We start from the raw sequence: 25,483 nt of genomic DNA, 5'->3' as shown, positions 1-25,483 counted from the left end.
CCTGAATCCCATCACGACGGGAACCGTCAAATACTGCATCGTCGGTACCGGCTTCGCGGGCACGTGCGCCCTGTGGCATCTGGTTCAGCGGCTGACCGATCCCGACCGACTGCCCTCACTCCCGCCCTCGGCCATCGCGATCACCACGGTGGAGCAGGGGCCGGTGAACGGGCCGGGCTATCCGTACGCACAGGACAACGTCCAGCTCGCGCACCGGTGCAACAACGAGGCGAGCACCATGGGAATCCATGGCAATGACTTCGTCGACTGGATGGTCGAGAGCAAACCGTGGCTCATCAGAGATCATCCGGAGGTGGTCCTTGAGACCCACCCCGGGATCGAGCTCGGTGAGTGGCGGCCCGACAACGGTGAGTTCTATCCGCGCGCGCTGTTCGGCATGTACCTCGGACAACGCTTCCAGGAGGCCGTCGCGAGGGCCCGCGCACACGGCATCGAGGTTCAGCAGTACACGCGTCATGAGGCCGTCGACGGCTGCGCGACGAAAGAGGGCTTCTCCGTCTCCCTTCGTGAACTCGATACCGACCGCGAGTTCATCCTGGACGGGTTCGACCGCGTGCTGCTGAGCACCGGACACTGGCAGGCGGCAGCGGCTGACGGGCTTTCGGGACACGGTGGGTACATCGCGTCGCCGTATCCACCCGTCGCGTTGAAAGCCGCTGTCGCCGACTGGATCCGGTCGCGGGGCACGCGTGGCGAGCGGCCCTGTGTGTTCGTTCAGGGAATGGGTCCGAGCGGCATCGATGCCATCATGACCCTGTGCAGCGACGGTGAGTTCACATACACACACGATGGTCACGTGGCGTCGTACCAGCCGGCGACGCGCACAGGTGAAGAGCCGTTGCACGTTGTCGCCGGATCGCGCTCCGGGTTCTTTTCTCCCGTTCGGGGTCCGCTCGCGGACTACGAGCTGCACCACCTCACGGAGGAGAGCCTCGCCGCGATCCGGCGCGATCACCAGGGGTCTTTGAAGGTCGAACGGATTCTGGAGCTCCTGGACAAGGATCTGCTTCGTGCGACCGGAGGAGCGGTGGGGTGGAACGACGTCAAGAACCCCCGCTATCGCTCAGCCGGGGAAAAGCTCGCAAGCGATCTCCGGGACTCGTACACCGGAAACCCCGTCTACACGGTTCTCCTGAAGGCGCGAAGGATGCGCTTCTACAACCAGCTTGAACCGGGTGACAAATCCGTGTACGACCGCCTGCTCGACACCCACTTCATTCGAACGGCCGTACCGATGCCGGCTGCGAATGCGGAAAAGCTCCTCGCTCTCATGGACGCCGGAATACTGACGACCGTGCGGCAGGGCTATGATGCGCCGCGGCCAGAAGTGGGGGACGACGGTGATTTCCTGATCACCTACAGGTCCGACGACGGTGGGCGGTCGACCCTGCGGGCAGACGGCATGGTCCGTGCCACGTCGCAGGACTTCGGAATGGAACGCCACCCGTCACCATTTGTGCAGAACCTTCTGCGGCGAGGCGAGATCGTCCCGCACGAGGAAGGGGGATATGTGACGGGCGGCATCGCGCTCGACGCCCGCGGCGGGTATCGGGTGATGAAGCGGATGGGCGACGTCTGTGTTCCGTCGCCGCATCTGGCCGCCTACGGCTCGCCCGTCAGGTTCTGGCAGAACGAACACAATTACGCTGGTGCGTTCGTCAAGGCGGCCGAGTGGGTCGCCGACGAATGGCTTGAGGCCGCGGCGGCGGCCGGATCGGAATCCGCCGCGGACAATCCTGGGTTGGTCAGTAACGAGATAGGGGGATGAACAATGGAGATGAAGGAATTCTATTACCAGGACGGCCTGCGGGTCAGTGTGTTCAATCTCGACCACAAGGCGATCCCATATCACTTCCACGGCGAAGTGTCTGACATGATGTATTGCTCAAGGGGTCAGATCACGATCGAGCTCCCCGATGCGGACGAGGTGTACACCGTCCACCCGGGCGAGGTGTTCCAGGTCCCCCACCCGAGCAAGCACCGGTTCGTCAACGGAGCGCCTGTCGGGACGCTCTCACGCTATGTCCTCCTGCAGATCGGCGCGTTCGACATCAACTTCGTCCCGGCCGCCAAGGAGATCGCGGGGCAATTCGCCGGGCGCGCTATGACGCACGTCGCGGACGGCGCTGTCTACATCGAGGGCCGCAAGAACGACATCATCAAGCTCGCCGATCACTTCGAACAGGAGAAGCCCGAAGTCCTGACCCCGGAAGAGCAGGCCGACGTCGTGGAGGCACTGCGGTGCTTCGCGTCCCGCGGGATCGAGGCAGGGCACCCACAGGCCGCCGGCCAGCGATGACCGGCACTCACCCCGTCTCGTTCGACGCAGTCGGCATCACGTTGATCGTTCTGACGTTCTTCCTGGGCGGGGTGATCAAGGGATTGACGGGCCTCGGTCTGCCGCCTGTCGTCCTCGGTGTTCTCACCGCGACGATCGGAATCCAGCCTGCAAAGGTGCTGATTCTGATTCCGACGTTCCTGACCAACGTCCTGCAGGCCGTCCGTGGCGGTCACGCCAGGAAAGTCATTGCAATTACGTGGCCGTTTTTGCTGGCCGCCACGGTGTTCACCGCGTCGGGCGCGTTCACACTGGGCTATTTCCGGGCAGACGTGATGTCGTCCCTGCTCGGCATGGGGCTCGCAGTGTATGGGGCGCTCGGACTGTTCAGGCTGCGGGTGAACATCGGAGACAAGTGGTGGAACCATCCCATTGGTGTGCTCTTCGGAGCCACCAATGGCTTCCTCACCGGAATGACCGGCTCGTCAGCCGTACCTGGGGTCTTCTACCTGCAATCCCTGGGGTTCCTGCGCGATGAACTCGTTCAGGGCATGGGGATCCTCTTCACGCTCTCGACCACGGGTCTTGCGTGGTCGCTGCGGACGCAAGACCTGCTCAGCGTGAATCTCCTTGTCATGTCGGCTGTCTCCTTGATCCCGGCGCTTGTCGGGATGTCGATCGGAAACCGGATCCGCCGGGGGATCTCGGAGGAGAAATTTCGCATAGTGCTCTGTGTCGCTCTGTTATGCCTTGGGCTGTACATTGCGATTCAAAGCCTGACCCACTCGTGAGGCGCTATGAGGCGAGCAAGGGAAGCACTGTGGAACCAGGTCTGATCGGGCTGTTGCGCGAGTTGGAGGAATTCGGCGAAAGCAACGATGCGGCGACCGATGACCGCACCCGGAAGATGCTGAACATCACGCACGACACCGGCACGTTCCTCGCGTTGGTCGTCAGGGCCGGCAAGTGCAAGAACGTGCTGGAGATCGGGACGTCGAACGGCTACTCGACGTTGTGGCTCGCCGATGCCGTAGGCGCGGACGGGTCGGTCACGACCGTCGAGCAGGCGCCTCACAAGATCGCGATGGCTGAGCAGAACTTTCAGCGCTCCGGGCTCCATTCCCGCATTCAGCAGATCTCGGGCGAGGCCGGTGGATTCATCGAGTCGCGCGATGTCGGCGAGTACGACTTCGTCTTTTTGGACAGTGACCGTGCCCAGTACGCGACATGGTGGCCCTCGTTGCAGCGGATCCTCGCGGACGGCTGCCTGATCGTGGTCGACAACGCCGTCTCCCACGCACATCAGTTGGAAGACTTCAACCGGCTGGTAGCGGCCTCGGACGGCTGCCTCAGCTCCCTCGTCCCGATCGGCAAGGGCGAACTCATGATCTTGAAAGGCATGTGACCGAGCACGGTGACGGGCTGTGCCCGCGGCGTCGCCATCGTTCGTCGCGGTTCGTAAGTGCTCTTCGGTCTTCCAGCGGACAACGGCGATACGGACCGGGTCGGCGGTGCCCCGACCGGTAGCAGACCGCCCGGGCGATGTTGACCCGCCCCCCGGTCGCGGCCGCGTACCCGCACCACCGGCCGGGCCCCGCGGGGCGCCGAGGTGTGTCCCTTCGGCGGCCTCAGCCCCTGGCCGCACGCCGCAGATCACCAGGGTCGGGGGCGTCCCCATTCACATCGCCCTGTGGACACCTCTTGGCGCTGCGAGCCCGTCGCAGCTAGACCGGCCGCTTCGGGTAACGACGCTGTTCGGGGAGCGTTCGCGAGTTTGCGAAATGTGCTTTCGCAATGCGTGCGCACGTGTGCGCACGCCACCCGGATCGAGGGGAGTCGAGGGGGATCGAGGAGGGTGGAAACGGGGGTGTTTGCCCCGCTGTCCGGCAAAACCGCAGCTCAGAAGGGTAACGGTTTCGGGTTCGACTCCCCTGGGCTCCACCCTTGTGATCAGTCGGGACGCCAGACAGGCGGCCCGGCTGATGTGTTTTGCCCGGCTTTCGTGCCGTCCCACCTCTCCAGTGACCGCCGGATCGTGGAGTCGTCAGCGCGATCAAGGGACGATCGGGCCTGGGCGATTCGGGATTCCGGGGGAGACGCGAGCGCTGAGCGCCGATGGTGGGGCGGCGGCGTTTGGTGGGCGGGCGGCGGGCGCTGTTCGCGTTGCCGTTGCCGCACGCCGGACGCATCGTGCCCGCTCAGCGGTTGGTCGACGGACTCCACGGCGAGGATCCCCCGGCGGGCGCCGCCAACGCGGTGCAGTCGCAGATGTCCCGGCTGCGCTCCGCGCTCGACGAGCCCATCGAGCATCATCTGGCCGGATACCGGTGGGCCGTCGACCCGGACCAGGTGGATGTGCACCGGTTCGAGCGTCTTGCCGGGTACGGTCGCGCCGCCCTCGACTCGGGTGACGCCGTCCGGGCGGCCGGGCTGCTGCGCGACGCGCTCGCGCTGGGCGGGGGCCCGCGCTGGCGGACGTCGGTGCGGCGCCGTTCGCCGCGGCGCAGATCACCCGGCTTCGGGAACTGCGGCTGGCGGCCGTGGAGGACCGTATCGCCGCCGAGCTCGCGCTTGGCGCCCACCGGGACCTGGTCCCCGAGCTACGCGATCTGGTGGCGGAACACCCCTGCGGGAGCGGCTGCGCGCCCAGTTGATGCGCGCGTTGTACGGCAGTGGGCAGGGCGCCGAGGCGCCGGCCGCCTACGAGGAGGCGACGGCTGCTGGCCGAGCCGCTCGGCGCCGACCCGGGGCCGGAGTCGGCTGGTGCGCGTCTGGCGGTGCTGAGGGCGGATCCGGAGCTCGGCGGGGCCTGCGAGCCGCCCGTCCGTCACTCACTCCCTGCCCAACTGGGCAGCTTCGTCGGCCGCATTGACGAACTCGGTGCCATCGAGAAGCGGTTGGCCACCGCGCGCCTGGTCACGCTGATCGGGCCCGGCGGAGCGGGCAAGACCCGGCTGTCGGTGGAGACGGCCGGACGGCACCCGGGCGAGGCGTGCTTCGTCGGCCTTTCCGGGGTCAGCGACGGTGCCGAGGTGCCGCAGACGCTGCCGGCCGCGCTCGGGGTGCGGGAGCCCGGACTGATGCCCGCCGCCCACAGCGCGCAGGATCCTGCCGTGCGGCGTGGTGTCCGTGCTGACCGCGTACGCGGCGGGGCTGCCGGAGCCGGTGCGCTGATCGCCACGTCGCGGCACGCCTGTATGACGGGCGTTCACATCAACACCCGGTCGGCGCGGTGCTGCTGGCCGTGGGCAGCGTGGTCGCGCTGCTGGCGCTGCGCGGCGCCCCGGCGGTCATGGCGCAGAACACCTAGGCCGCCGGGGTACGAGTGGCGGGAGACGTGCCGTCTCCCGCCCGGCATCCGGTCAGCCGTGGTGGCCGCGGTTCTTCTTCTCCCGTTCGGCGGCCTCCGCCTCGGCCTGCTTGGCCCGGACCTCGGGGTCGAGGGCGTCGCCCGAGCCGTCCACGGCGTGCAGCGTCGTGCGCTGTTCCGTGGTGTCCGCGACCTCGGTCGCGGAAGGCGGCTCGACCAGCCAGTCCGGGCTGGTCTGCCGACGCCACCAGCGCACCGCCGCGACCGAGCCGCCCACCAGCACCCCAAGCACCGCCGCGCGCTTGGCGAACCGGCCGACCCGGCACCGGCGGTCCCGCCGCCTGGCCAACTGCTCGATGTCGGCCGCCGAAACCCCGGCGCGCAGCGCGGCGAACGCCGCGGCGGCGCGTGTGGCGGCCTCCTCGCGCACCGGCTCCGCCGCGGCACGGGCCGCCTGGGCGGCCTGGCCCACGCGCGGGACCGCGTAGTCGGCGGCCTGCCGGGCGGTCCTGCGGGCGCGCTTGGTGGCCTCGGTGGCCGTCGCGCTGACACCTGGCGGTACGGCGTCCATCGCCTGGGCGATGCGGGGTTGCAGATGGGCGCCGTATTGGGCGCGGGCCTGGATCGCGGCCGAGTTCGCGGCGGACGACACCTTCGGCGCCAGCTTCCGGCGCGCCTCGTCCGCGTAGTGCACAGCGGTGTCCTTGGCCGTGCCTGCGTACGGTGCCACCACCTCCGCCGCGTGCAGCACGCCTTCCTTGGTCGCCGCGGCTGCGTGGCGCACGCTTTCCTTGCGGGTCACGAGAAACCTCCTTCTCGGTGGCGGTCGGTATTTCGCCTTTCCACCCAAATAGAGATCATGCCCGCTCGCGGGCCGGATGGCATGTGCGTTCAGTCATCCGGGGCACAACCGGCCCGTCGTGCGGTCGGGCTACTCGCCGCAAGTCCACCCGTGCGAGGATTCATGGTTGTCAGTGAAGTCTATGGAAGGTACGTCGTGGCCGAGCAGCTCTACGCCACCCTCAAGACCAATCAGGGAGACATCGACGTCCGGCTGCTGCCGGACCACGCTCCCAAGACCGTGAAGAACTTCGTGGAGCTTGCCAAGGGTGAGCGCGAGTGGGTCAACCCGACGACCGGCGCGAAGACCACGGACCGCCTCTACGACGGCACGGTCTTCCACCGCGTCATCTCCGGCTTCATGCTCCAGGGTGGTGACCCGCTCGGCAACGGCACCGGCGGCCCCGGCTACAAGTTCGCCGACGAGTTCCACCCCGACCTCGCCTTCAACAAGCCGTACCTGCTGGCCATGGCCAACGCCGGCCCGGGCACCAACGGCTCGCAGTTCTTCATCACGGTGGCCCCGACCGCGTGGCTGACCGGCAAGCACACCATCTTCGGCGAGGTCGCCGACGACGCGAGCAAGAAGGTCGTCGACGCCATCGCCGCCATCCAGACCAACCCGCGCACCGACCGCCCGGTCAACGACGTGGTCATCGAGAGCGTCGTCGTGGAGTCGCGCAAGGGCTGAGCCCACCCCGGTCTCCGGGAACTCCGACGCCTCGCCCGTCCGTATTCATTCGTATGGACTCATTCGTATGGACAGGCGGGGCGCGAAGTGCGGCGAGGTAGCGCACTCAGGCGTGGCGTGCGCCGGCAGAGGGAACCTACGTCGGTAGAGGGAAGAAGATGACCATGGACCAGGCGGTCTGCTGCTACCGGCATCCCGACCGCGAGACGGGCGTGCGCTGCACCCGCTGCGAGCGTCCGATCTGCCCGGAGTGCATGGTCAGTGCTTCGGTCGGGTTCCAGTGCCCGGAGTGCATAAGCGAAAGCCACCAGTCGTCGCCGCGACCGCGCACCGTCGCGGGTGGCACCATGGTCGCCAACCCGCGCCTGATCACCACGATCCTGATCGGGATCAACATCGCGGTCTTCCTCGCGGTGCAGGCGCAGGGCAGCAAGCTGGTCGCCGACCTGGCCCTGGTCGGCGCCTGGCCGCCGCCCCCGTTCCACGCCACGATCGGTGTCGCCGAAGGCCAGTACTACCGGCTGCTGACCGCGATCTTCCTGCACCAGCAGCTCATCCACATCGGCTTCAACATGCTGTCGCTGTGGTGGATCGGCCCCGGCCTTGAGGTCGCCCTCGGCAGGGCCCGCTACCTGACGTTGTATCTGCTGTCCGGGCTGGGCGGCAGCGCCCTGTCGTTCCTGGTCGCCGGGGCCGGTTCGGAGTCGCTGGGTGCGTCCGGGGCGATCTTCGGTCTGCTCGGCGCCACGTTCGTCCTGATGCGGCGGCTCAACTACGATCTGCGGCCGATCGTCGCGATCATCGTGCTGAACCTGCTCTTCACCTTCGCCCAGTCGCAGACCATCGACTGGCGGGCACATGTCGGCGGCCTGGTGACGGGCACGGTCATCGCCTACGGAATGGTGCACGCCCCGCGCGAGCGGCGGGCCCTGGTGCAGTGGGGAACCTGCGCCGCGATGGGCCTGGTGATCATCGGCGCGGTGGCCGCGGGCGTGATGCGGATCAACGGCTGAGCACGGGCGTTCATCGCACTTATCCACAGAGTGTGCAAGGCCCTGTGCATCCTGTGGGCGGCACCCTCGCGACCTGCCCGCATATACGTTTCACCAGCAAGATCGCGGCAAGCCGGGCCGGTCGGGGACGACCGGTGTGGCGGATCGCTGGTCACACCGGTGTCAACCGGCGAGAGGTTATCCACAGATCTTCCGACCTTTTCCCCACTGTGGATGCGCCTGTGGATAACTCTGTGGACGGCTGGGGTGAGAGGTTGACCAGGGCCGCCCGCCCGCGCGTGGCGGCCCTGGTCACACCCTCGTCCGGAGGCCCCGCGCGGGGGCCTGCGACGGAACCGCTACTTCCACTGGGTCGAGACGACGAACCCCGCCGCGATGAAGCCGAAGCCCACCACGATGTTCCAGTTGCCCCAGGCCTCGATCGGCAGGTTCCCGGTGGTCACGTAGAAGACCACGATCCATGCCAGACCGATCAGGAACAGCGCCAGCATCAGCGGGGCGACCCAGGGGCGGCCCGACTTCAGCTTGAACGTGGCGGTCTTCTCCGGCGGCGGAGTGAAGTCGGCCTTCTTGCGGATCCGTGACTTCGGCACGAGGGGCTCTCCTGTCGATGCGCTGCGGGACACGCAGGGCGGATGTGGTGTGATTCGCCTGGCCGGGAGCGTGCTGTGCCGCTCCCGGGCGTCCGTTAGCGTAGTGCTTCCGCGGGTGCGAAGGAGATAAGGGTCCCATGAGCGATTCCGCTGGTGCTCCGGCACGCCCCGCCCGACGCCCCGCACTGCCGAAGGTACTCTCGGCCGCCGTCTTCGCGCTCGCCGGTGTGCTGTTCTGGACCAGCTTCGACACCGCGCACGGCGGCAACATCCGCAGTGACGATTCTCTACTGCGTACCTCCGACCTGATCCGCAGCAAGAGCCACCAGAACGCGGAGCTGGAACAGCAGCTCTCCGGGCTACGCGGCGAGGTCGACTCCCGCGCCCACCGTGAAAGCGGCCAGAGCGCCGCCGACCAGAGCAGGACCGACGCCCTGGCGCGCACCGCCGGCACCAAGCCGCTGATCGGCAACAGCATCACGGTCACGCTCAACGACGCACCCCCCAACGCCACCGCCCGAGTCCCCGGCGTCCCCGAACCCCAGCCCAACGACCTGGTCATCCACCAACAGGACCTCCAGGCCGTGGTCAACGCCCTGTGGCGGGGCGGCGCCCAGGGCATCCAGGTGATGGACCAGCGGCTGATCTCCACCAGCGCGGTCCGCTGCGTGGGCAACACCCTGCTCCTCCAGGGCCGCGTCTACTCGCCGCCGTACACGATCACCGCCGTGGGCGACCAGAACGCGCTGCGCACCGCACTCGACCAGGACCCGTCGATCACCAACTACCGGCAGTACGTGACCGCGTACGGGCTCGGCTGGAAAGTCGAGGCGCACAACCAGGTGACTCTTCCCGGGTACTCGGGCACAGTGAATCTCCACTACGCACAGCCCATGGGATAGCACCCGGCAGTGGCTGGAGGGGATCCGCGTGACGCTGACCGTACGCGGGATCGTACGCACCATCAGCGAACTGTGCGTCACAGCGGGGGCGTTGATCGTCCTGCTGGTGGTCTACCTCCTCTTCTGGACCGGTGTCCGCGCGAACCACGCGATGGACGACGAGGTCGGTACGCTGCAGGACCGGTGGGCGAGGACCCCGGTCAGCTCCGCCGCCACCCCGGCCCCCGCCGCGTACCACGACGGGCAGCCGTTCGCGATCATGTACGTTCGCCGGCTCGGCGCCGACTGGCACAAGCCGGTGCTGGAGGGCACCAGCACCGACGACCTGCAGCACGGCCTCGGCCACTACGCGGGCACCGCGCACCTCGGCGCACAGGGCAACTTCGCGGTGGCGGGACACCGCCGCACCTACGGTGACCCGTTCGAGGACTTCCCCACACTGGGACCGGGCGACAAGGTCGTCCTCACCGACGGTGTCACCTGGTACACCTACGTGATCGACAAACCGCCGTACCTCACGCTGCCGGACGACATCGGCGTCATCAACCCGCTGCCCGCCCCGCTGGACAGGTCCGCGACCCCTTACACCGCCCCCGGCCGCTATCTGACCCTGACCACGTGCGACCCGCCGTGGGGGCACAGCCACCGGTTGGTCGCCTGGGGCCATCTGGACTCCACCCAGCCCGTTGAACAAGGGATGCCGAGAGCTTTGCTCAGCTGACCCGCAACACCCACCCCTCTCCCCTTACTCTGGTGCGGAAGCGGCCTGAATAAAAAGGAAGGCACCGAATGTACGGCTGGATCTGGCGGCATCTGCCGGGCAACGCGTGGGTGAGGGCGCTCATCTCACTCGTGCTCGCCCTGGCGATCGTCTTCGTCCTGTTCCAGTGGGTGTTCCCCTGGGCGGAGCCGCTGCTGCCGTTCAACGACGTGACGGTGAATGGTGGAGGCAACGCGGGCTGATGAACGCACGGATTCTGGTCGTCGACAACTACGACAGCTTCGTCTTCAACCTCGTCCAGTACCTGTACCAACTCGGCGCCGAGTGCGAGGTGGTACGCAACGACGAGATCACCACGGCGCATGCGCAGGACGGCTTCGACGGGGTGCTGCTCTCGCCCGGTCCCGGCGCGCCGGAGCAGGCCGGGATCTGCGTCGACATGGTGCGGCACTGCGCGGTGACCGGTGTGCCGGTGTTCGGCGTCTGCCTCGGGCTGCAGTCGATCGCGGTGGCGTACGGGGGTGTGGTGGACCGCGCCCCCGAGTTGCTGCACGGCAAGACCTCACTGGTGACGCATGAGGGCCGGGGCGTCTTCACGGGGCTGCCATCCCCGTACACCGCGACCCGCTACCACTCGCTCGCGGTGGAACGGGACACCGTCCCGACCGAGTTGGAGGTCACCGCGTGGACGGAGACCGGCGTCATCATGGGGCTGCGGCACCGTGAACTGCCGGTCGAGGGCGTGCAGTTCCACCCCGAGTCGGTGCTGACCGAGTGGGGCCACCGCATGCTCGCCAACTGGCTCGACGTCTGCGGCGACAAGGGCGCCGTCGCGCGGTCGGCAGGACTCGCGCCGGTGGTCGGCAAGGGCGGGGCGTGACGACGCTACGGCCTGAGAACGCGGCGGGACCCTCCCGCCCGTCACCCACCACCACCCTCAACGGAGAGCCCACGGCTCACGGCGCCCAATTCCCGTCACCCACCACCACCCTCAACGGAGAGCCCACGGCTCACGGCGCCCAATTCCCGTCACCCACCACCACCCTCAACGGAGAGCCCACGGCTCACGGCGCCCGTTTCGAGGACACCGGCGAGTTCGAGGCCGCGGTCGAGCAACTCGCGGATCCGTTGACGGATCCGCTTCCGATACCCGGCGGCGGCTCCTCGCCGTGGTTCCGCTCGACGGCGGCGGCCACGCCGCCCGCCGGGGATACGGGCGCCCCCGGCCCGGGCGTGTCCCCGTACGCCGGGCCTGGCCCGGCCGCGGCTTCCGGTCACGCGTCGGCGGGGGCTTCCGGCTACCCGTCGGCCCGCGTCTCGGCTCCGGGGTCGGCTGCGGGTCACGCAGCGCCTGCGGCCCACGGCCGCGCCTCGGCCCGAGCCGCGGCCGCGCCCGCCGCACCGGGTCCCGCCGCGGCGGCCTCCTGGCAGGCGGCCGACAGTTCCGACGCCGTGCAGACCGCCACGTTGCCGGTGACCGACGCCACCGCGCGGCTTCCGATCGTGGAGCCGGAGCCCGCCCCCGCCGGCCGGGTCGCCCGCAGGCGTGCCGGGCGCGTCGAGACGACGGCGCCGCTGCCCGTAGTGGAGCGCACCGAACCGGAACCCGCGCCCGGCGGCCGGGCCGCCCGCCGCCGTGCCGCGCGGGCCGGGAACGCCGCCGAACCGCCGCCCCCCGAACGGGAGTTGCCGTCCACGCCGGGCGGCCGGGCGGCCAGGCGCAAGGCCGCCAAACGCGGCGGCGCCCGACGCGCCACCGGACCCGCACCGGCTTCCGGAACCGACGCGGAGGTCGCCAGACCGCCCACGTCCCGGCTGGAGGCCAGACGCGCGGCCCGAGCCGCCAAGGACAGCCCGGGCGTGATCGCCAGCCGTGTCCTCGGCGAAGTCTTCATCACCCTCGGCGTGCTGATGCTGCTGTTCGTGGCATACCAGCTGTGGTGGACCAACGTGCTGGCACACGAGGCCTCCTCCAGCGCCGCCAACAGCCTGCAGCACCAGTGGGACAGCAAGCACAGCTCCACCGACGACCGCAATCCCGGCGCCTTCTCACCCGGCCAGGGCTTCGCGATCATCTACCTCCCGAAACTCGACGTGAAGGCCCCGATCGCCGAGGGCATCGACAAGCACGCCATCCTCGACAAGGGCATGGTCGGCCACTACTCCGGTGCCCAGGAGACCGCGATGCCCTGGGCCAAGACCGGCAACTTCGCCCTCGCCGGGCACCGCAACACCCATGGCGAGCCGTTCCGCTACATCAACAGGCTGGTCCCCGGTGACAAGGTCGTGGTGGAGACGGCGAGCACGTACTACACGTACGAGATCACCAGCTTCCTTCCGCAGACCTCGCCCTCCAACGTCGGGGTGATCCAGCCGATTCCGGTCGGCTCCGGCTTCACCAGGCCCGGCCGCTACATCACGCTCACCACCTGCACACCCGAGTTCACCAGCACGTACCGCATGATCGTGTGGGGCAAGATGGTCGACGTCCGGCCACGCGGCCAAGGCAAACCGGACGCACTGCTCGGCGGATGAGTGCGGTTCAGCTACTCGTACACAGAACGGGGTGACCGGTGGCGACCACCGAGCACGACAACGACACCGAGGTCGCGCCCGCGACCCACCGGCGCCGGCGCGAGCGGGGCCGGAACGGGCGCGGCCGGATCGCCGCCACGGTCAGCTTCATCGGCGAACTGCTGATCACCGCAGGACTCGTCCTCGGGCTCTTCGTCGTCTACTCGCTGTGGTGGACGAACGTCATAGCCGACCGCCAGGCGCAGCAGGAAGGCGACAAGGTCCGTCAGCACTGGGCGCAGCAGGCCGACGGCGGGCCGCCCGGCAAGCTCGACACCGCTGACGGCATCGGCTTCCTCCATGTCCCGGCGATGGGTAGGAACTTCGAGGTGCTGGTCACGAAGGGGACCTCGGTCGACGTGCTCAACGAGGGCGTGGCGGGCTACTACACCGATCCGGTCAAGTCCGCGATGCCGTGGGACAAGACCGGCAACTTCACCACGGCCGCGCACCGCGACGGCCACGGCGCCAAGTTCCACAACATCGACAAGATCAAGGACGGCGGGCCGATCGTCTTCGAGACCAGGGACACCTGGTACGTCTACAAGGTCTACGACATCCTCGACCAGACCTCGAAGTACAACGTGCACGTCATCGACCAGATCCCCAAGGAATCCGGCAGGACCAAGCCCGGCCGCTACATCACCCTGACGACCTGCACCCCGGTCTTCACCTCCGAGTACCGCTACGTCGTGTGGGGCGAGCTGGTCCGCACCGAGAAGGTCGACGCCAAGCGCACCCCTCCGACGGAGCTGCGCTGACCGCCGGTAAGGCGCTCGACGGGGCCGACCCTCGACAGGGCTCCAACAGGCCAGGGGCCGCGGACGATCAACGTCCGCGGCCCCTGGCCGTTGAGTGTGCGGTCGACTAGCCGAACGTGCCGCCGAACAAGCCGCCGCCGTTGCCGCCGTTGCCGCCGCCCGGGGCGTCCATGGTCTGCAGGGTGACCGGGTCGCCCTGCTTGACCGGGCTGCCCGGGGCCGGGTTGCTGCCCACCACGACGGCCTTCTCGTCAGCCGGACCGGAGACCGAGAGCTGGAGGTTCAACCCGGACAGCTCCGACTGCACGTCCTTCAGCTTCTTGCCCACGATGTCGCCGGGCAGCGTCTCCTGGGCCGGTGCCTGGGCGATGGTCAAGGTGACGACCGAGCCGATCGGGGCCTGGTTGCCGGGGCCAGGGCTCTGGCTGATGACCGTGTTCGGCGGCTGCGGCGAGTCCTGGTTCTTCGTCTGCACCTTGAAGCCGAGCTGCTGCAACTGCGCCTGGGCGTCGGCCAACTGCTTGTTGGAGACGTCCGGCACGTTGACCGTGGTCGGCGCCTTGGCGACGGTCAGGGTGATCGCGGCACCCTTGTCGGCCTTGGAGCCACCAGGCGGGTTCTGGTCGAGGACCGTGTTCGGGGTCTTGCCCGAGGTGCCGTCGTCCTGCTTCTCCTGGACGTTGGTGAAGCCCTTGCTCTGCAGGTCCTGCTGGGCGTCGTTGAAGGACTTACCGGTCTCGTCCGGTACGTCGATCGGCTGGGCGCCCTTGGAGAGCACCACGGTGATCGTCTGGTCCTTGGTGACCGATGCGCCCGCCGCCGGATTCTGGGTGCACACCTGCCCCTTGTCGTACTTGGGGCAGTAGTCCTCGCCGCCCTTGACCACCTTCAGCCCGACATTGCTGGCGGAGGTCTGGGCGTCCTGCAGCGACTGGCCGCGCAGATCGGGCGCGGAGATGCTGCCCGAATTGGTGTTCCCGGAGAACAGCGACTTGCCGATGAAGATCGCGCCGATCAGCACCAGGATGCCCGCCAGGACCAGCAGCACCGTGGAGGTGCGGCTCTTCTTCTGGCGGCGCCGACCCGGGCGGTCGTCGTATCCGCTGCCGTAGCCGCCGTCGTCGCTCAGCGGCGGCATCATCGACGTCTTGGGGCCACCGTCCTGCGGGGGCAGCGCGGTGGTCGGAGCGCCGTCGCTGTAGGAGCTGTTGCCGTAGCCGTAACCGGCCGCACCCATCGCGGCGGTGGCGGCGACCGGCTGGCCGTCGAGGTAGGCCTCGATGTCGGCCCGCATCTCGTCGGCGCTCTGGTAGCGGTAGTCGGGGTCCTTGGTCAGCGCCTTGAGGACGATGGCGTCCATCTCGGGCGTGACCTCGGGGTCGAACGCGCTCGGCGGCTGTGGATCCTCGCGTACGTGCTGGTACGCGACGGCCACCGGGGAGTCGCCCACGAACGGCGGTCGGACGGTGAGCAGCTCGTAGAGCAGGCAGCCGGTGGAGTACAGGTCGGAGCGCGCGTCGACCGTCTCGCCCTTGGCCTGCTCGGGCGACAGGTACTGCGCGGTGCCGATGACCGCCGCGGTCTGGGTCATGGTCATGCCGGAGTCGCCCATGGCCCGGGCGATGCCGAAGTCCATCACCTTGACCTGGCCGGTGCGCGTCAGCATGACGTTCGCCGGCTTGATGTCCCGGTGCACGATCCCGTTGCGGTGCGAGTACTCCAGCGCCTGCAGGATCCCGACGGTCATCTCCAGCGACCGCTCCGGCAGCAGCTTGCGGCCGCTGTGCAGCAGCTCACGCAGCGTCGAGCCGTCCACGTACTCCATGACGATGTACGGGATCGAGACGCCGTCGACGTAGTCCTCGCCGGTGTCGTACACCGCGACGATCGCGGGATGGTTGAGCGAGGCGGCCGACTGGGCCTCCCGGCGGAACCGGGCCTGGAACGACGGGTCACGGGCGAGGTCCGCCCGCAGCGTCTTCACAGCGACGGTGCGGCCGAGCCGGGTGTCATGGGCGAGGTACACCTCGGCCATACCACCGCGGCCGAGCACCGAGCCCAGCTCGTACCGGCCGCCGAGGCGACGCGGCTCATCCATAGTCTTCCAGCCTCTCCCTGCTGTCGGCTTTTGGCTGCTTGCTGCTCGGGCATACCGTACCGGCCACGCCGTGGCGATCCCTGCCCTGACCGCAAGCCGATACACGACTGGTACCGCGACGTGCGGAAACGCAGCTCACCCGGCGGCTGGACGTGACCGGAGTCACTTGTTCAGGACGGCCTCCATCACACTCTTGGCGATCGGCGCGGCCAGACCGCCACCGGAGATGTCGTCGCGGTTGGCGTTGCCGTCCTCGACCACCGCGGCGACCGCGACCGGCGACCCCTGCGCGGTCTTGGCGTAGGAGATGAACCACGCGTACGGCAGCGCGCTGTTGTTCAGGCCGTGCTGCGCGGTACCGGTCTTACCGCCCACCGTGACGCCGTCGATCTTCGCCATGGTTCCGGTGCCGTCCTGGACCACGGTCTCCATCATCTGCTGGAGCTTCTGCGCGGTCGCCGGCGACATCGCCTGGCTGAACTCCTTGGGCTGGGTCTGCTCGATCACGTTCAGGTTCGGCGCGCGCAGCTGGTCGACCATGTACGGCTGCATCAGCTTGCCGTCGTTGGCCACCGCGGCGGCGACCATCGCCATCTGCAGCGGGGTCGCGGCGGTGTCGAACTGGCCGATGGACGACAGTGCGGTCTGCGGCTTGTCCATCGAGGTCGGGAAGTTGCTCGCCACGGCCCGTACCGGGGTGTCGATGGTCTGGTCGAAGCCGAACTTCTTCGCCTGCGCCAGCATCTTGTCCTTGCCGAGGTCCGCGCCGATCTTGCCGAAGACCGTGTTGCAGGAGTACTGCAGCGCCGCCCGCAGCGTGGCGTTCTGGCAGGGGATGTTCCCCTCGTTCTTCAGCTCGGTGGTGGTGTTCGGCAGGGTGTACGGCAGCGGGGAGTTGGTCGGCTGGTCGACGTTGGAGTACAGGTTGTTCTCCAGCGCCGCCGCGGCCGTGACGACCTTGAAGGTGGAGCCCGGCGGGTAGGTCTGCCGCAGCGCCTTGTCGATCATGACGCTGTCCGGGTCGTTGGGCTTGAGGTTCGTCCAGTTCGCCGTGTCCTGCTTGGACATTCCGGCGATGGTGCTCGGGTCGTAGGACGGCGTGCTGACCAGCGCCAGGATCTTGCCGGTCTGCGGGTCGATCGCGGCGACCGCGCCCTTCTTGCTGCCCAGCCCGTTGAAGGCCGCGGCCTGCGCCTTGGCGTTCAGCGTGGTGACGACATCGCCGCCCTGCTGCTTCTTGCCGGTGATCATGTCGATCGTGCGGTTGAAGAACAGCCGGTCGTCCTGACCGGTGAGGATCTTGTCCTCGATGTTCTCCAGCGAGTTGGAGCCGAACGCCTGCGAGGCGAAGCCGGTGACCGGTGCCCACATCGGGCCCGCGGTGTAGGTGCGCTTGTACTTGAAGTCGCTGCCGCTGACCGTGGTGGAGCCGGTGACCGGCTTGCCGTCCACGATGATGTCGCCGCGCGGCTGCGCGTACTCCTCCATCATCACGCGGCGGTTGTGCGGGTTGTTCTTGAGCGAGTCTGCCTGCACGAACTGGACCCAGTTGTCCCGGAGCAGCAGGGCGAAGACGAGCAGGCCGCAGAAGATGGCGACCCTACGCAGGGGCTTGTTCACAGTCGGACCACCTGGGTCGGCTCGGCGTCGGGGGACGAGGCGGGAGCGGGCGCCGGGCGGCGAGCGGTGTCGCTGATCCGCAGCAGGATCGCGACCAGCGCCCAGTTGGCGACCACGGACGAACCGCCCTGTGCCAGGAACGGCATGGTCATACCGGTCAGCGGGATGAGGCCGGTGACCCCGCCCGCGACCACGAACACCTGGAGGGCCATGGCGCTGGACAGCCCGATCGCCAGCAGCTTGCCGAACGGATCACGGGCGGCCAGGGCGGTGCGCACTCCGCGCTCGATAAGCAGACCGTACAACAGCAGCACCGCCATCAGACCGGCGAGGCCCAGCTCCTCGCCGACGGTGGCGAGGATGTAGTCGCTCTTGACGCCGATGCCGCCGATCAGCCGGGAGAACCCCTGGCCGAGTCCGGAGCCCAGCACCCCGCCGGAGCCGAAGGACCACAGCACCTGCGCGGCCTCGGTCGCACCGTGCTGGGCGATGCCCGCGAACGGGTCGAGCCAGTTCTGGATGCGGACCTTGACGTGCCCCGAGGTCATGCCGACCGCCGTGGCACCGCCGGAGGCCAGCAGCAGCCCGAAGACCACCCAGCTGGTGCGCTCGGTGGCGACGTACAGCATCACCACGAACAGGCCGAAGTACAGCAGCGTGGAGCCCAGGTCGTCCTCGAGGACCAGGATCATCATGCTCAGCGCCCAGATCGCCAGGATCGGGCCGAGGTCCCGCCCGCGCGGCCAGTACAGGCCCAGGAAGCGGCGGCTGGCGAGGGCCAGCGCGTCCCGCTTCACCATCAGGTAACCGGCGAAGAAGACGGCCAGGATGATCTTGGCGAACTCTCCTGGCTGGATCGAGCCGAGCCCGGGGATGACGATCCACAGCTTGGAGCCGTTGATCGCCGGGAAGAACACCGGGGCGATCAGCAGCACCAGCGCCACCGCGCCCGAGATGTAGGTGTAGCGCTGCAGGATCCGGTGGTCCTTGAGCAGCACCAGGATGCCGATGAAGACCGCGACCGCGAGGGCGGACCACAGCAGCTGGCCGGGGGCCTTGGGGCCGCCGAGTCCCCTGGTGGTGACCGCCGGCTCCAGGTCGAGCCGGTAGATGAAGACCAGGCCCAGACCGTTGAGCAGGGTCGCGATCGGCAGCATCAGCGGGTCCGCGTACGGCGCGAACCTACGCACCATCAGATGCGCCACCCCGGCCAGCAGACCGAGCCCCAGCCCGTAGCCGAGCAGCCCGCCCGGTACCGAACCGTCCTTGGCCAGGCCGACGTTGGCGTACGCGAGGACCGGGACCAGCACGGCGAACAGCAGCAGCACCAGCTCGGTGTTGCGACGGTTCGGTGCCCCGATCGACGAGATCGTGGTGGTGTTGGTGACAGTGCTCACTTGCAGGCCGCCCTCCTGCTATTGCGAGCCGCTGTCGCACTGCTTGGCCTGGTTCTGCTCATCGACGGAGAGCGTGGGGCCGGGCGACGGAGCGGACTGGGTGGTGGTCTGCGACGTCTTCGTCGTGGTGTGGGGGAGATCGGCCGAGTGGCTGGGGCTGGGGTTGGGGCTGCCGCTGGGCGCGCCGCCCTTGACGTTGGTGTCGCCGGGCTTGCCCGCCGTGTTGCCGGAGGCGCCGCTGGCCGGCCTGGACTTGGCGTCGGCGACCGCCTTGCAGATCGTGGCCTGCTTCTGCAGGTCGCCCGCCTTCTGGGTGGCCTGGTCCAGGTTGCCCTCCGTGATCGTGCCCTGGACCTGGGTGCGCTGGTAGCTCGGCAGGTACTTGAGTTCGACCTGCGGATAGTCCTGGTGGACCTTGGACAGGTTCATCCCCAGCAGGTTCTGGCTGATGCCCTGGTAGACAGCTACGTGGTCGCCGTTGGCGCCCACGTAGTACTGGCTCTGGGTCCACTGATAGCCCTCGTAGAGCCCGCCGCCGATCAGTCCCAGCACCACGATCGTGATCGCCGAGCGCTTGAGCCACTTGCGCTTGCGCTTGGGCTTGGCGTGTCCTTCGGCCGCGGTCTCGTCGTACGGGCCGAAGCTGCCCATCGGCGGCGCCGCCACCGGGTCGCCGCTGTCCGGCGGGCCGAACGCGCCCTCGGGGGCGGGCGACTGCTGCGGTACGGAGCGGCCGAGCTCGGCGGCGCGGCCGGCCGGGGTCTGCAGATGGCTGGGGTCGTGCAGCACGTGCTGGTTCTCGGCGACCGCGCCGACGACCACCGGGCTCTCGTTGAACTGACCGGCGAGGGTGTCGCCGTCCTCGACGTCGAGGACGTCCGCCACGATGCAGGTGATGTTGTCCGGGCCGCCGCCGCGCAGTGCGAGCTGGATCAGCTCCTGCACGGTCTCGTACGGGCCCTGGTAGCTGGCGAGCGTCTCTTCGAGCGTCTGGTGGCTGACCACCCCGGACAGGCCGTCGGAGCAGATGAGATAACGGTCACCCGCCCGCACCTCGCGGATCGACAGATCCGGCTCCACCTGGCCGCGGCCGTCCAGCGCCCGCATCAGCAGCGAGCGCTGCGGGTGCGTACCGGCCTCCTCCTCGGTGATCCGGCCCTCGTCGACGAGCCGCTGCACCCAGGTGTGGTCCTGGGTGATCTGGGTCAGCACACCGTCGCGCAGCAGATAGCCGCGCGAGTCGCCGACGTGCACCAGACCGAGCCGCTGGCCGGTCCACAGCATCGCGGTCAGCGTGCAGCCCATGCCCTCGAGCTGCGGGTCCTCCTCGACCATCACCCGCAGCTGGTCGTTGGCGCGCTGCACGGCGGTGCCGAGCGAGGTGAGGATGTCGGAGCCGGGAATGTCGTCGTCGAGTGTGACGAGGGTGGAGATCACCTCGGAGCTGGCGACCTCACCGGCCGCCTGGCCACCCATGCCGTCGGCGATGGCGAGCAGCCGCGGACCGGCGTAGCCGGAGTCCTCGTTGCCCTCCCGGATCATGCCCTTGTGGGATCCGGCGGCGAAGCGCAGGGACAGACTCATGCGCACCTCGCCGGTCGGCTCGGGGTACATCCGCAACGTCCCCACCCTCCGTTGATGAGCCTGCCGAGGCCACCCTGCCTCATTCGCTCGCCCATTGCGCGACTACTTCCGCAGCTCGATGACGGTCTTGCCGATGCGGATCGGGGCACCGAGCGGAACCGGCGTCGGTGTGGTGAGCCGCGTGCGGTCCAGATAGGTGCCGTTGGTGGATCCGAGGTCCTCGACGATCCACTGACCGTCGCGGTCCGGATAGATCCTGGCATGCCGAGAGGACGCGTAGTCGTCGTCGAGCACGATCGTCGAGTCATGCGCCCGGCCGAGGGTGATCGTCTGGCCCTGCAGTGCGACGGTCGTACCCGTCAGCGAACCCTCGGAGACCACCAGCTTGGTCGGCGCGCCGCGCCGCTGGCGGTTGTTCCGGCCCTGCTGGGCCTGCGGCTGCTGCTGGCGCTGCTGCGGCGGCCGCTGCTCCGCGGCTGCCGCCGCGCGGCGGGTGCCGCGTTGGGTGACCTTGGTGCCGAACAGATCACTACGGATGACCTGTACGGCGACGATGACGAACAGCCACAGCACGGCGAGAAAACCCAACCGCATGACCGTCAGGGTCAGCTCTGACATTCTCCCCGCTTCACCCTTCGGCTTGCCGGTACACGATGGTGGTGCTGCCCACGACGATGCGTGAGCCGTCGCGGAGCGTAGCGCGTTGGGTGTGCTGCCCGTCCACCACGATTCCGTTGGTCGACCCCAGATCCTGGATCACGGACGGCGTTCCGACCCGGATCTCGCAGTGCCGGCGCGACACGCCGGGGTCGTCGATCCGCACGTCCGCTTCCGTGCTGCGGCCGAGCACCAGGGTCGGCCGGGAGATCTGGTGGCGGTTGCCGTTGACCTCGATCCAGCGGCGGGTGTTCGCCGAGGGGTCGCCGGTGCCGGGCAGCCGGGTGACCGGTGCCTGGCCGGGCCGCCCGGGGCCGGGCGGACTCGACGGCATCGGCGGCGCACCGGCGGGCTGCGGCGGCGGAAAGCCGTACCCGCCCGCGCGCTGCGGGGCCGGCCCGCCCTGCGTCGGTCCGCCGACGTGCCCTCGGGCGTCGGCGGCGAGTGGCTGGGACTCGCTGGAGGCGAGGGTGCGGCTACGCACCCGGTACAGGCCGGTGTCGAGGTCGTCGGCCTTCTCCAAGTGGACCTTGATCGGTCCCATGAAGGTGTAGCGCTGCTGCTTGGCGTAGTCCCGGACCATGCCGGAGAGCTCCTCGCCGAGCTGCGTCGCGTACGGGCTGAGCCGCTCGTAGTCCGAAGTGCTCAGCTCCACGATGAAGTCGTTGGGGACGACCGTGCGCTCGCGGTTCCAGATGGTCGCGTTGTTGTCGCACTCCCGCTGGAGCGCGCCCGCGATCTCGACTGGCTGGACCTCGGACTTGAACACCTTGGCGAAGGTGCCGTTGACGAGCCCTTCGAGGCGCTGTTCAAAGCGCTTCAGTACTCCCACCGGGGCACCTCCCTCCTAGACGTTCTCGTACGTTGACGTGTCTGCGTTGTCGTACTGCTTACTGATCGTATCCACGCCTCGGGGAAACGGGTGGTTCCCCTTGGCTGTCGACTACAACAGTGTCGACCCTCACAGAGTTCCCCGACCCTGGTGGGGCGCTCGAAGCTCTCCGTCCGGTTGTCGCACTGCAGTGCCGATGTCTCCACAGGGATGGTAGATGGGCCCCCGGCCAGTGTCCCGCAAGTACCGAGGGTTCCCTCCTCCCGGGGGCTTCGAAACGGATGTGAACCCACCCTCCGGCACGTGCTAATGTTCTGGATGTCGGAAGGCGCTCCCACAAGCGCCGGAAGCGCCGGTCCACCGGATCGGGCCCCCCGGAGAGTGTGGCAGAATCCAACGACAACACCCATGCGCGGGTGGCGGAATAGGCAGACGCGCTGGATTCAGGTTCCAGTGCCCGCAAGGGCGTGGGGGTTCAACTCCCCCCTCGCGCACAATAGGTAGTTCACGTAACTACCCACGGCAGATTGACAGAACCCCTGGTTCGGAGAGATCCGGACCAGGGGTTCTTCGTTGTGTCTGGGTGCGGGTACCGCGAGGGGCGCATGGCGGCCCGTTGTGACGATTTTCGCACGTTTGTCCTGTCGGTAGGCGTTCGACCCAGCCCGTGGCGGGACGTTTTCTTGATCTCTGGCCTGATTCCGGGCAGGGCGGGGCCGCGCTGCGTGCTCGGGTGGTGATCGCGGGGGCTGGGGTAGGTCAGCCTGGGGGCTCGCCCGCGGTCAGGGTGGCGAGAGTGGTGGTCCGGCGCTTGGTCCCGGTCCGCCGGGTCTTACGGGGCTGCTCAGGCTCGCCGGTCAGGGTGGCCCAGGGGTCGGGGCGCTGGCGCTTGGCGTGCCAGTCACGAAGCAGCACCACATTGAGGCCTGCGATGGCGAAGGCCAGCAGGAGGGTGTTCTTGAGGGTGCCCATGACGCGGGTGAATCCGCGGTCGATGTGGAGTCGGTGGGTCTTGATCTCGGCGTTGCCGGATTCGACGGCGGAGCGCCGTCCGTAGTCGGCGGCCCATGCGCTGGTGCCCCACACGGTGCGCTGCCGGGTCCAGGCCATGTCCTGGGGGCCGAGGGTGATCGTCTTGCCGCACGCGCAGGGCATCCCGCGGGCGCAGCGGGTGGTCGGGCGGTCGTGAGGCAGGCGCAGGGATGGGGGGTAGTTCGGGCAGCGGACGCGTTTGGCGACGGCGGGGCCTTTGAAGCGCTGGTAGCCGTCGATGTCGGGGCGGCTGTGTGGGGTGAAGGCGTAGGCGGCGCGCTGGTCGTAACGCTGGTGGAGTGCAGCCTTGTCCTCCTTGGCCATGCCGATGGGAAAGCCCGGTAGGCGCCGCAGGGGTGGGGGTAGGGCGTCGGTGAACAGGGTGCCGTCGATGATGACGGTGCCGGGGATGGGGCCGGGGTGCTGTCCGCGCTGGTTGGGGTGCAGGTCGATGGTCGCTTCGATGCCTCGGGCGCGGACGGGGTGGGCCCAGCGTGCGGGGGTGCAGTAGGAGTAGCCGCGGTCGGCTAGGACCTCAGTGATCGGCGGCTGGTCGGGGCGGCGGGCGCGGACCTGGTCAATGAGGGCGATTCCGGCTTCGCCCTTGTGGGATCCGGCCGGGGCCAGGTGCAGGCCGGTGAAGACGAAGGGGACTTCGGGGCCGGTGGTGGTGCGGGCGTTGACGGCCAGGTGGAGGTCGAAGCCGCAAAAGACCTGACCGCGCCCTCCGTTGGTGCCTGAGCGGTAGCCCTCGCGGGCGTCCCAGTCGACGGTGTGCTGGGCACGCCCGTCGTGGCCGATTCGGGGCCAGGTGGGCTCGTTAGGGAGCCGCTTGTCGTCGTGGGTCTCGTCGTCTTGGACGGGCAGGTGGTCGGGGTCCACGTCGGGGGCACGGTTCCACGAGCGGCGCCTGGCCCAGGTTTCGAAGTCCGTGGAGTCGATGGCCAGTACTCCGGTGAGTTGCAGGCTGTCGGGCACGGAGGCATCGAGGAGACGGCCGACGAACTCTCCTGTGGTGATGGGCTGGTGGGGGCAGTGCGCCGGGCAGGGCAACAGCTCACCGGTGGCGCGGTTGACCCAGTGGTGGTTGTGCGGGATCGCCAAGGAGCCGGTTTCCAGGGCGCGGTTGAGGCCGGTGAAGGCGTGCCAGAGCATCCGGTAGGTGGCGGCTTCCTCGCTCAGTCCTAGGTCGTGACGGGCGGAGGGGGAAAGGTCGGCGAGGGTGGACAGCACTTTCGTCAGGTGCATCTCGCCTAGGCGTAGTGCGTGTGTGGCCAGCCCTACGAGGAGGGCGCGGGCGGTGAATTCCCGTGGCGCACCGGTCTCGGCATGAAGGTGCGCTTGGACCGCGGGCAGGAGGCCGGAGCGGTCGACCAGCAACTGGGCGCGGCGGACGGCTTGTTCGAGGGTGAGCTTGCGCAGGCCTGTGCGGTGCAGGGGCACCAAGCGGGCAGGGTCGCTCACCGGGCGGCCCCAGGCGCATGGGCGAGGGCATCGGCGATCCGCTGGGCGGCGTCCTGTGCGGAGAGGCGGGGAACGTGCGGCAGAAGATCGACCAGGGTGCCGGTGCTGGCCAAACCGGCGACGGCCAGTAGTTCCGGCAGTGGTATCCCCGCGGTCATCAAGGTCACCAGCCAGGTGGTGCGCAGGCGGGGTGCGGTCAGGGCGGGAAGCCGTGCGGGCACTTCGATCCGGCTGACCAACTGGTTGAGACGGTTCTTACTCTTTCGTCCGGTCGTGCCGATGAGCGGCTCGTCGGGGAAGCGGGCGGCCAAGGTGCGCACCAACGGCGCGTAGGCAGCCAATATCGGGATAGGCCGCGCCCTGGTACCGGCGATGTTGAGGACGGTGACGTCGTCCACATTGCGGGTGACGGACGAGCCGGTGATGATCAGGTGCTCGCCCGGCATGAGCCCTGCGCCGAGCCCGCCGGCGAGCAGCCCGAAGGCGGCTCGGGTCCGCGCGCCGGTGGGTTGTTGCTCGGCGACCTCGAAGTACGCGGCCACTTCCTCCTCGGAGTAGGGAGGGGCCAGGCGGTTGCGGGGCAGTGCGGCCTGCTGCGGCGGCCATGGCGCGCGCCGGGTGATCTTCCTGCCCATCGTGGCCAGGCGTGAGCGGTGTGTGCGCCGCGAGGACTCTTGCAGCGTGGGCATGCCGACCGCGGTGAAGCGCTCGACGACGTCGGGGGTGAACAACTCCTCGGCCTGCAAGGGCAGATACTCGGCAAGCGCCCACACGCTGAACTGGGCGGTGGTGGACAGGTACTGCACGGCGGCCCAGGGTGATGCGGGCTCGAAGGCGGTTACCGAGGCGCGGGCGAAGGATGCGACCTGAAGCCAGGCGGCCAGGGGCAGCCTTCGGGGTTCATACAGGGCGATGGCGGTGGGCACGTCGGTCACCACCACCCCCCCCAGGACGAGCGGACGCGGCACGAGCGTCTCCCCCGAACACGGAGTGGTCTTATAGGTCCACTATTTTTCCATGTTCGATTGATGTTCGGAAGGCTGTTCGCGTCACAATCCCGGACGAGGCAAGGGATGCGTGCTCCTGCCGCGGTTA

25 protein-coding genes, 1 tRNA gene and 2 pseudogenes are annotated in these 25,483 nt (G+C 68.6%); 15 read left to right on the top strand and 13 right to left on the bottom strand.

The genetic code is table 11. The features are described from left to right. The first annotated feature begins 1 nt into the window (after position 1). From P2L57_RS25575 to P2L57_RS25560, 4 genes are read left to right on the top strand one after another with little or no spacing between them, the layout of a single operon-like run. Positions 2 to 1,789 carry an FAD/NAD(P)-binding protein gene (locus P2L57_RS25575; RefSeq protein ID WP_303656692.1) on the top strand — a complete coding sequence of 596 codons (1,788 nt, stop codon included), beginning with the start codon at positions 2 to 4 and terminating at the stop codon, positions 1,787 to 1,789. Between the two features lie 9 nt (positions 1,790 to 1,798). Next, a complete protein-coding gene (locus P2L57_RS25570) occupies positions 1,799 to 2,320 on the top strand; it encodes a pyrimidine/purine nucleoside phosphorylase family protein (RefSeq protein ID WP_275818418.1) in 522 nt (173 codons plus the stop codon). Further along, positions 2,317 to 3,090 (top strand): sulfite exporter TauE/SafE family protein, encoded by a 774-nt coding sequence (locus tag P2L57_RS25565; RefSeq protein ID WP_275818417.1) that lies wholly within the window; start codon positions 2,317 to 2,319, stop codon positions 3,088 to 3,090. Before P2L57_RS25570 ends, P2L57_RS25565 begins: the two co-directional genes overlap by 4 nt. A 53-nt stretch (positions 3,091 to 3,143) precedes the next feature. Next, a complete protein-coding gene (locus P2L57_RS25560) occupies positions 3,144 to 3,704 on the top strand; it encodes an O-methyltransferase (protein ID WP_275818416.1) in 561 nt (186 codons plus the stop codon). 103 nt (positions 3,705 to 3,807) lie between these two features. On the opposite strand, the pseudogene P2L57_RS41175 reads toward P2L57_RS25560, so the two are convergent. After that, positions 3,808 to 3,940: pseudogene (locus P2L57_RS41175) on the bottom strand (IS630 family transposase); the annotation flags it as partial. 474 nt (positions 3,941 to 4,414) lie between these two features. On the opposite strand from P2L57_RS41175, the pseudogene P2L57_RS41170 reads away from it, so the two are divergent. Continuing rightward, positions 4,415 to 4,711: pseudogene (locus P2L57_RS41170) on the top strand (AfsR/SARP family transcriptional regulator); the annotation flags it as partial. Next, a complete protein-coding gene (locus tag P2L57_RS40880) occupies positions 4,653 to 5,171 on the top strand; it encodes a BTAD domain-containing putative transcriptional regulator (protein WP_443732080.1) in 519 nt (172 codons plus the stop codon). The pseudogene P2L57_RS41170 and the gene P2L57_RS40880, both read left to right, overlap by 59 nt. On the opposite strand, the gene P2L57_RS25545 is transcribed toward P2L57_RS40880, so the two are convergent. From P2L57_RS25545 to P2L57_RS25535, 3 genes are read right to left on the bottom strand one after another with little or no spacing between them, the layout of a single operon-like run. Then, positions 5,131 to 5,490, bottom strand: coding sequence for a hypothetical protein (locus tag P2L57_RS25545; RefSeq protein ID WP_275818414.1), 360 nt, complete (start codon positions 5,488 to 5,490; stop codon positions 5,131 to 5,133). The two genes, P2L57_RS40880 and P2L57_RS25545, sit on opposite strands and share 41 nt — an antisense overlap. A 17-nt stretch (positions 5,491 to 5,507) precedes the next feature. Then, positions 5,508 to 5,657 carry a hypothetical protein gene (locus P2L57_RS25540; protein ID WP_275818413.1) on the bottom strand — a complete coding sequence of 50 codons (150 nt, stop codon included), beginning with the start codon at positions 5,655 to 5,657 and terminating at the stop codon, positions 5,508 to 5,510. Between the two features lie 4 nt (positions 5,658 to 5,661). Continuing rightward, positions 5,662 to 6,411 carry a DUF5324 family protein gene (locus P2L57_RS25535; RefSeq protein WP_275818412.1) on the bottom strand — a complete coding sequence of 250 codons (750 nt, stop codon included), beginning with the start codon at positions 6,409 to 6,411 and terminating at the stop codon, positions 5,662 to 5,664. A gap of 195 nt (positions 6,412 to 6,606) precedes the next feature. On the opposite strand from P2L57_RS25535, the gene P2L57_RS25530 reads away from it, so the two are divergent. Then, the gene (locus tag P2L57_RS25530; RefSeq protein ID WP_275818501.1) at positions 6,607 to 7,140 is read left to right on the top strand and encodes a peptidylprolyl isomerase; all 534 of its coding nucleotides are present in this window, start codon (positions 6,607 to 6,609) and stop codon (positions 7,138 to 7,140) included. Between the two features lie 164 nt (positions 7,141 to 7,304). After that, complete coding sequence (locus tag P2L57_RS25525) at positions 7,305 to 8,153, top strand: rhomboid family intramembrane serine protease (RefSeq protein ID WP_275818500.1); 849 nt, start codon at positions 7,305 to 7,307, stop codon at positions 8,151 to 8,153. 338 nt (positions 8,154 to 8,491) lie between these two features. Here the strand turns inward: P2L57_RS25525 and crgA are convergent, their stop codons facing one another. Beyond that, the gene (gene crgA, locus P2L57_RS25520) at positions 8,492 to 8,746 is read right to left on the bottom strand and encodes a cell division protein CrgA (protein ID WP_275818411.1); all 255 of its coding nucleotides are present in this window, start codon (positions 8,744 to 8,746) and stop codon (positions 8,492 to 8,494) included. 137 nt (positions 8,747 to 8,883) lie between these two features. On the opposite strand from crgA, the gene P2L57_RS25515 reads away from it, so the two are divergent. From P2L57_RS25515 to P2L57_RS25490, 6 genes are all read left to right on the top strand, one after another. Beyond that, a complete protein-coding gene (locus tag P2L57_RS25515; protein ID WP_275818410.1) occupies positions 8,884 to 9,648 on the top strand; it encodes a DUF881 domain-containing protein in 765 nt (254 codons plus the stop codon). Positions 9,649 to 9,682: 34 nt separating this feature from the next. Beyond that, a complete protein-coding gene (locus P2L57_RS25510; protein WP_275818499.1) occupies positions 9,683 to 10,369 on the top strand; it encodes a class E sortase in 687 nt (228 codons plus the stop codon). 68 nt (positions 10,370 to 10,437) lie between these two features. Next, positions 10,438 to 10,611: a hypothetical protein gene (locus P2L57_RS25505; RefSeq protein WP_275818409.1), complete on the top strand. Its 174-nt coding sequence runs from the start codon at positions 10,438 to 10,440 to the stop codon at positions 10,609 to 10,611. Continuing rightward, complete coding sequence (locus P2L57_RS25500; RefSeq protein WP_275818408.1) at positions 10,611 to 11,249, top strand: aminodeoxychorismate/anthranilate synthase component II; 639 nt, start codon at positions 10,611 to 10,613, stop codon at positions 11,247 to 11,249. Before P2L57_RS25505 ends, P2L57_RS25500 begins: the two co-directional genes overlap by 1 nt. Next, the gene (locus P2L57_RS25495) at positions 11,246 to 12,904 is read left to right on the top strand and encodes a class E sortase (RefSeq protein WP_275818407.1); all 1,659 of its coding nucleotides are present in this window, start codon (positions 11,246 to 11,248) and stop codon (positions 12,902 to 12,904) included. The genes P2L57_RS25500 and P2L57_RS25495 overlap by 4 nt, the downstream gene beginning before the upstream one ends. A 38-nt stretch (positions 12,905 to 12,942) precedes the next feature. Next, on the top strand, positions 12,943 to 13,704 hold the full coding sequence (locus P2L57_RS25490; RefSeq protein ID WP_372515910.1) for a class E sortase: 762 nt from the start codon (positions 12,943 to 12,945) through the stop codon (positions 13,702 to 13,704). Between the two features lie 106 nt (positions 13,705 to 13,810). On the opposite strand, the gene pknB is transcribed toward P2L57_RS25490, so the two are convergent. The 6 genes from pknB to P2L57_RS25460 all read right to left on the bottom strand — a co-directional run bounded on the left by pknB (position 13,811) and on the right by P2L57_RS25460 (position 21,892). After that, positions 13,811 to 15,802 (bottom strand): Stk1 family PASTA domain-containing Ser/Thr kinase, encoded by a 1,992-nt coding sequence (gene pknB / locus P2L57_RS25485; protein WP_275818406.1) that lies wholly within the window; start codon positions 15,800 to 15,802, stop codon positions 13,811 to 13,813. A gap of 162 nt (positions 15,803 to 15,964) precedes the next feature. Further along, positions 15,965 to 17,422 carry a peptidoglycan D,D-transpeptidase FtsI family protein gene (locus P2L57_RS25480; RefSeq protein ID WP_275818405.1) on the bottom strand — a complete coding sequence of 486 codons (1,458 nt, stop codon included), beginning with the start codon at positions 17,420 to 17,422 and terminating at the stop codon, positions 15,965 to 15,967. Continuing rightward, positions 17,419 to 18,819, bottom strand: coding sequence for an FtsW/RodA/SpoVE family cell cycle protein (locus P2L57_RS25475; RefSeq protein WP_275818403.1), 1,401 nt, complete (start codon positions 18,817 to 18,819; stop codon positions 17,419 to 17,421). The genes P2L57_RS25480 and P2L57_RS25475 overlap by 4 nt, the downstream gene beginning before the upstream one ends. Before the next feature lie 18 nt (positions 18,820 to 18,837). Continuing rightward, positions 18,838 to 20,433, bottom strand: coding sequence for a PP2C family protein-serine/threonine phosphatase (locus tag P2L57_RS25470; RefSeq protein WP_275818402.1), 1,596 nt, complete (start codon positions 20,431 to 20,433; stop codon positions 18,838 to 18,840). A gap of 72 nt (positions 20,434 to 20,505) precedes the next feature. Then, entirely contained in the window at positions 20,506 to 21,021 is a 516-nt protein-coding gene (locus P2L57_RS25465) for an FHA domain-containing protein FhaB/FipA (RefSeq protein WP_275818401.1), read from the bottom strand. Between the two features lie 10 nt (positions 21,022 to 21,031). Continuing rightward, positions 21,032 to 21,892, bottom strand: a complete 861-nt coding sequence (locus tag P2L57_RS25460) for an FHA domain-containing protein (protein ID WP_275818400.1) — start codon at positions 21,890 to 21,892, stop codon at positions 21,032 to 21,034. A 410-nt stretch (positions 21,893 to 22,302) separates the two neighbouring features. On the opposite strand from P2L57_RS25460, the gene P2L57_RS25455 reads away from it, so the two are divergent. After that, positions 22,303 to 22,386 (top strand) — tRNA-Leu (locus tag P2L57_RS25455). A 265-nt stretch (positions 22,387 to 22,651) separates the two neighbouring features. Here P2L57_RS25455 and P2L57_RS25450 read toward each other — a convergent pair. Continuing rightward, positions 22,652 to 24,388, bottom strand: coding sequence for a transposase (locus tag P2L57_RS25450; RefSeq protein WP_275818399.1), 1,737 nt, complete (start codon positions 24,386 to 24,388; stop codon positions 22,652 to 22,654). Then, complete coding sequence (locus P2L57_RS25445) at positions 24,385 to 25,356, bottom strand: hypothetical protein (RefSeq protein WP_275818398.1); 972 nt, start codon at positions 25,354 to 25,356, stop codon at positions 24,385 to 24,387. The genes P2L57_RS25450 and P2L57_RS25445 overlap by 4 nt, the downstream gene beginning before the upstream one ends. Positions 25,357 to 25,483 lie beyond the last annotated feature (127 nt).

Source organism: Streptantibioticus ferralitis (assembly GCF_029223525.1).
Lineage (GTDB): Bacteria > Actinomycetota > Actinomycetes > Streptomycetales > Streptomycetaceae > Streptantibioticus_A > Streptantibioticus_A ferralitis.
The sequence above is the reverse complement of the archived record's forward strand: the minus strand, read 5'-3'. Positions and strand labels throughout refer to the sequence as shown.

What these genes read in the sequence shown, in the direction of transcription:
- P2L57_RS25540 (WP_275818413.1), bottom strand. Translation starts at nt 5,657, where the DNA reads ATGCCGGGCGGGAGACGGCACGTCTCCCGCCACTCGTACCCCGGCGGC.
- P2L57_RS25515 (WP_275818410.1), top strand. Translation starts at nt 8,884, where the DNA reads ATGAGCGATTCCGCTGGTGCTCCGGCACGCCCCGCCCGACGCCCCGCA.
- P2L57_RS25500 (WP_275818408.1), top strand. Translation starts at nt 10,611, where the DNA reads ATGAACGCACGGATTCTGGTCGTCGACAACTACGACAGCTTCGTCTTC.
- P2L57_RS25470 (WP_275818402.1), bottom strand. Translation starts at nt 20,433, where the DNA reads ATGTACCCCGAGCCGACCGGCGAGGTGCGCATGAGTCTGTCCCTGCGC.
- P2L57_RS25525 (WP_275818500.1), top strand. Translation starts at nt 7,305, where the DNA reads ATGGACCAGGCGGTCTGCTGCTACCGGCATCCCGACCGCGAGACGGGC.
- P2L57_RS25565 (WP_275818417.1), top strand. Translation starts at nt 2,317, where the DNA reads ATGACCGGCACTCACCCCGTCTCGTTCGACGCAGTCGGCATCACGTTG.
- P2L57_RS25465 (WP_275818401.1), bottom strand. Translation starts at nt 21,021, where the DNA reads ATGTCAGAGCTGACCCTGACGGTCATGCGGTTGGGTTTTCTCGCCGTG.
- P2L57_RS25570 (WP_275818418.1), top strand. Translation starts at nt 1,799, where the DNA reads ATGAAGGAATTCTATTACCAGGACGGCCTGCGGGTCAGTGTGTTCAAT.
- P2L57_RS40880 (WP_443732080.1), top strand. Translation starts at nt 4,653, where the DNA reads ATGTGCACCGGTTCGAGCGTCTTGCCGGGTACGGTCGCGCCGCCCTCG.
- pknB (WP_275818406.1), bottom strand. Translation starts at nt 15,802, where the DNA reads ATGGATGAGCCGCGTCGCCTCGGCGGCCGGTACGAGCTGGGCTCGGTG.
- P2L57_RS25505 (WP_275818409.1), top strand. Translation starts at nt 10,438, where the DNA reads ATGTACGGCTGGATCTGGCGGCATCTGCCGGGCAACGCGTGGGTGAGG.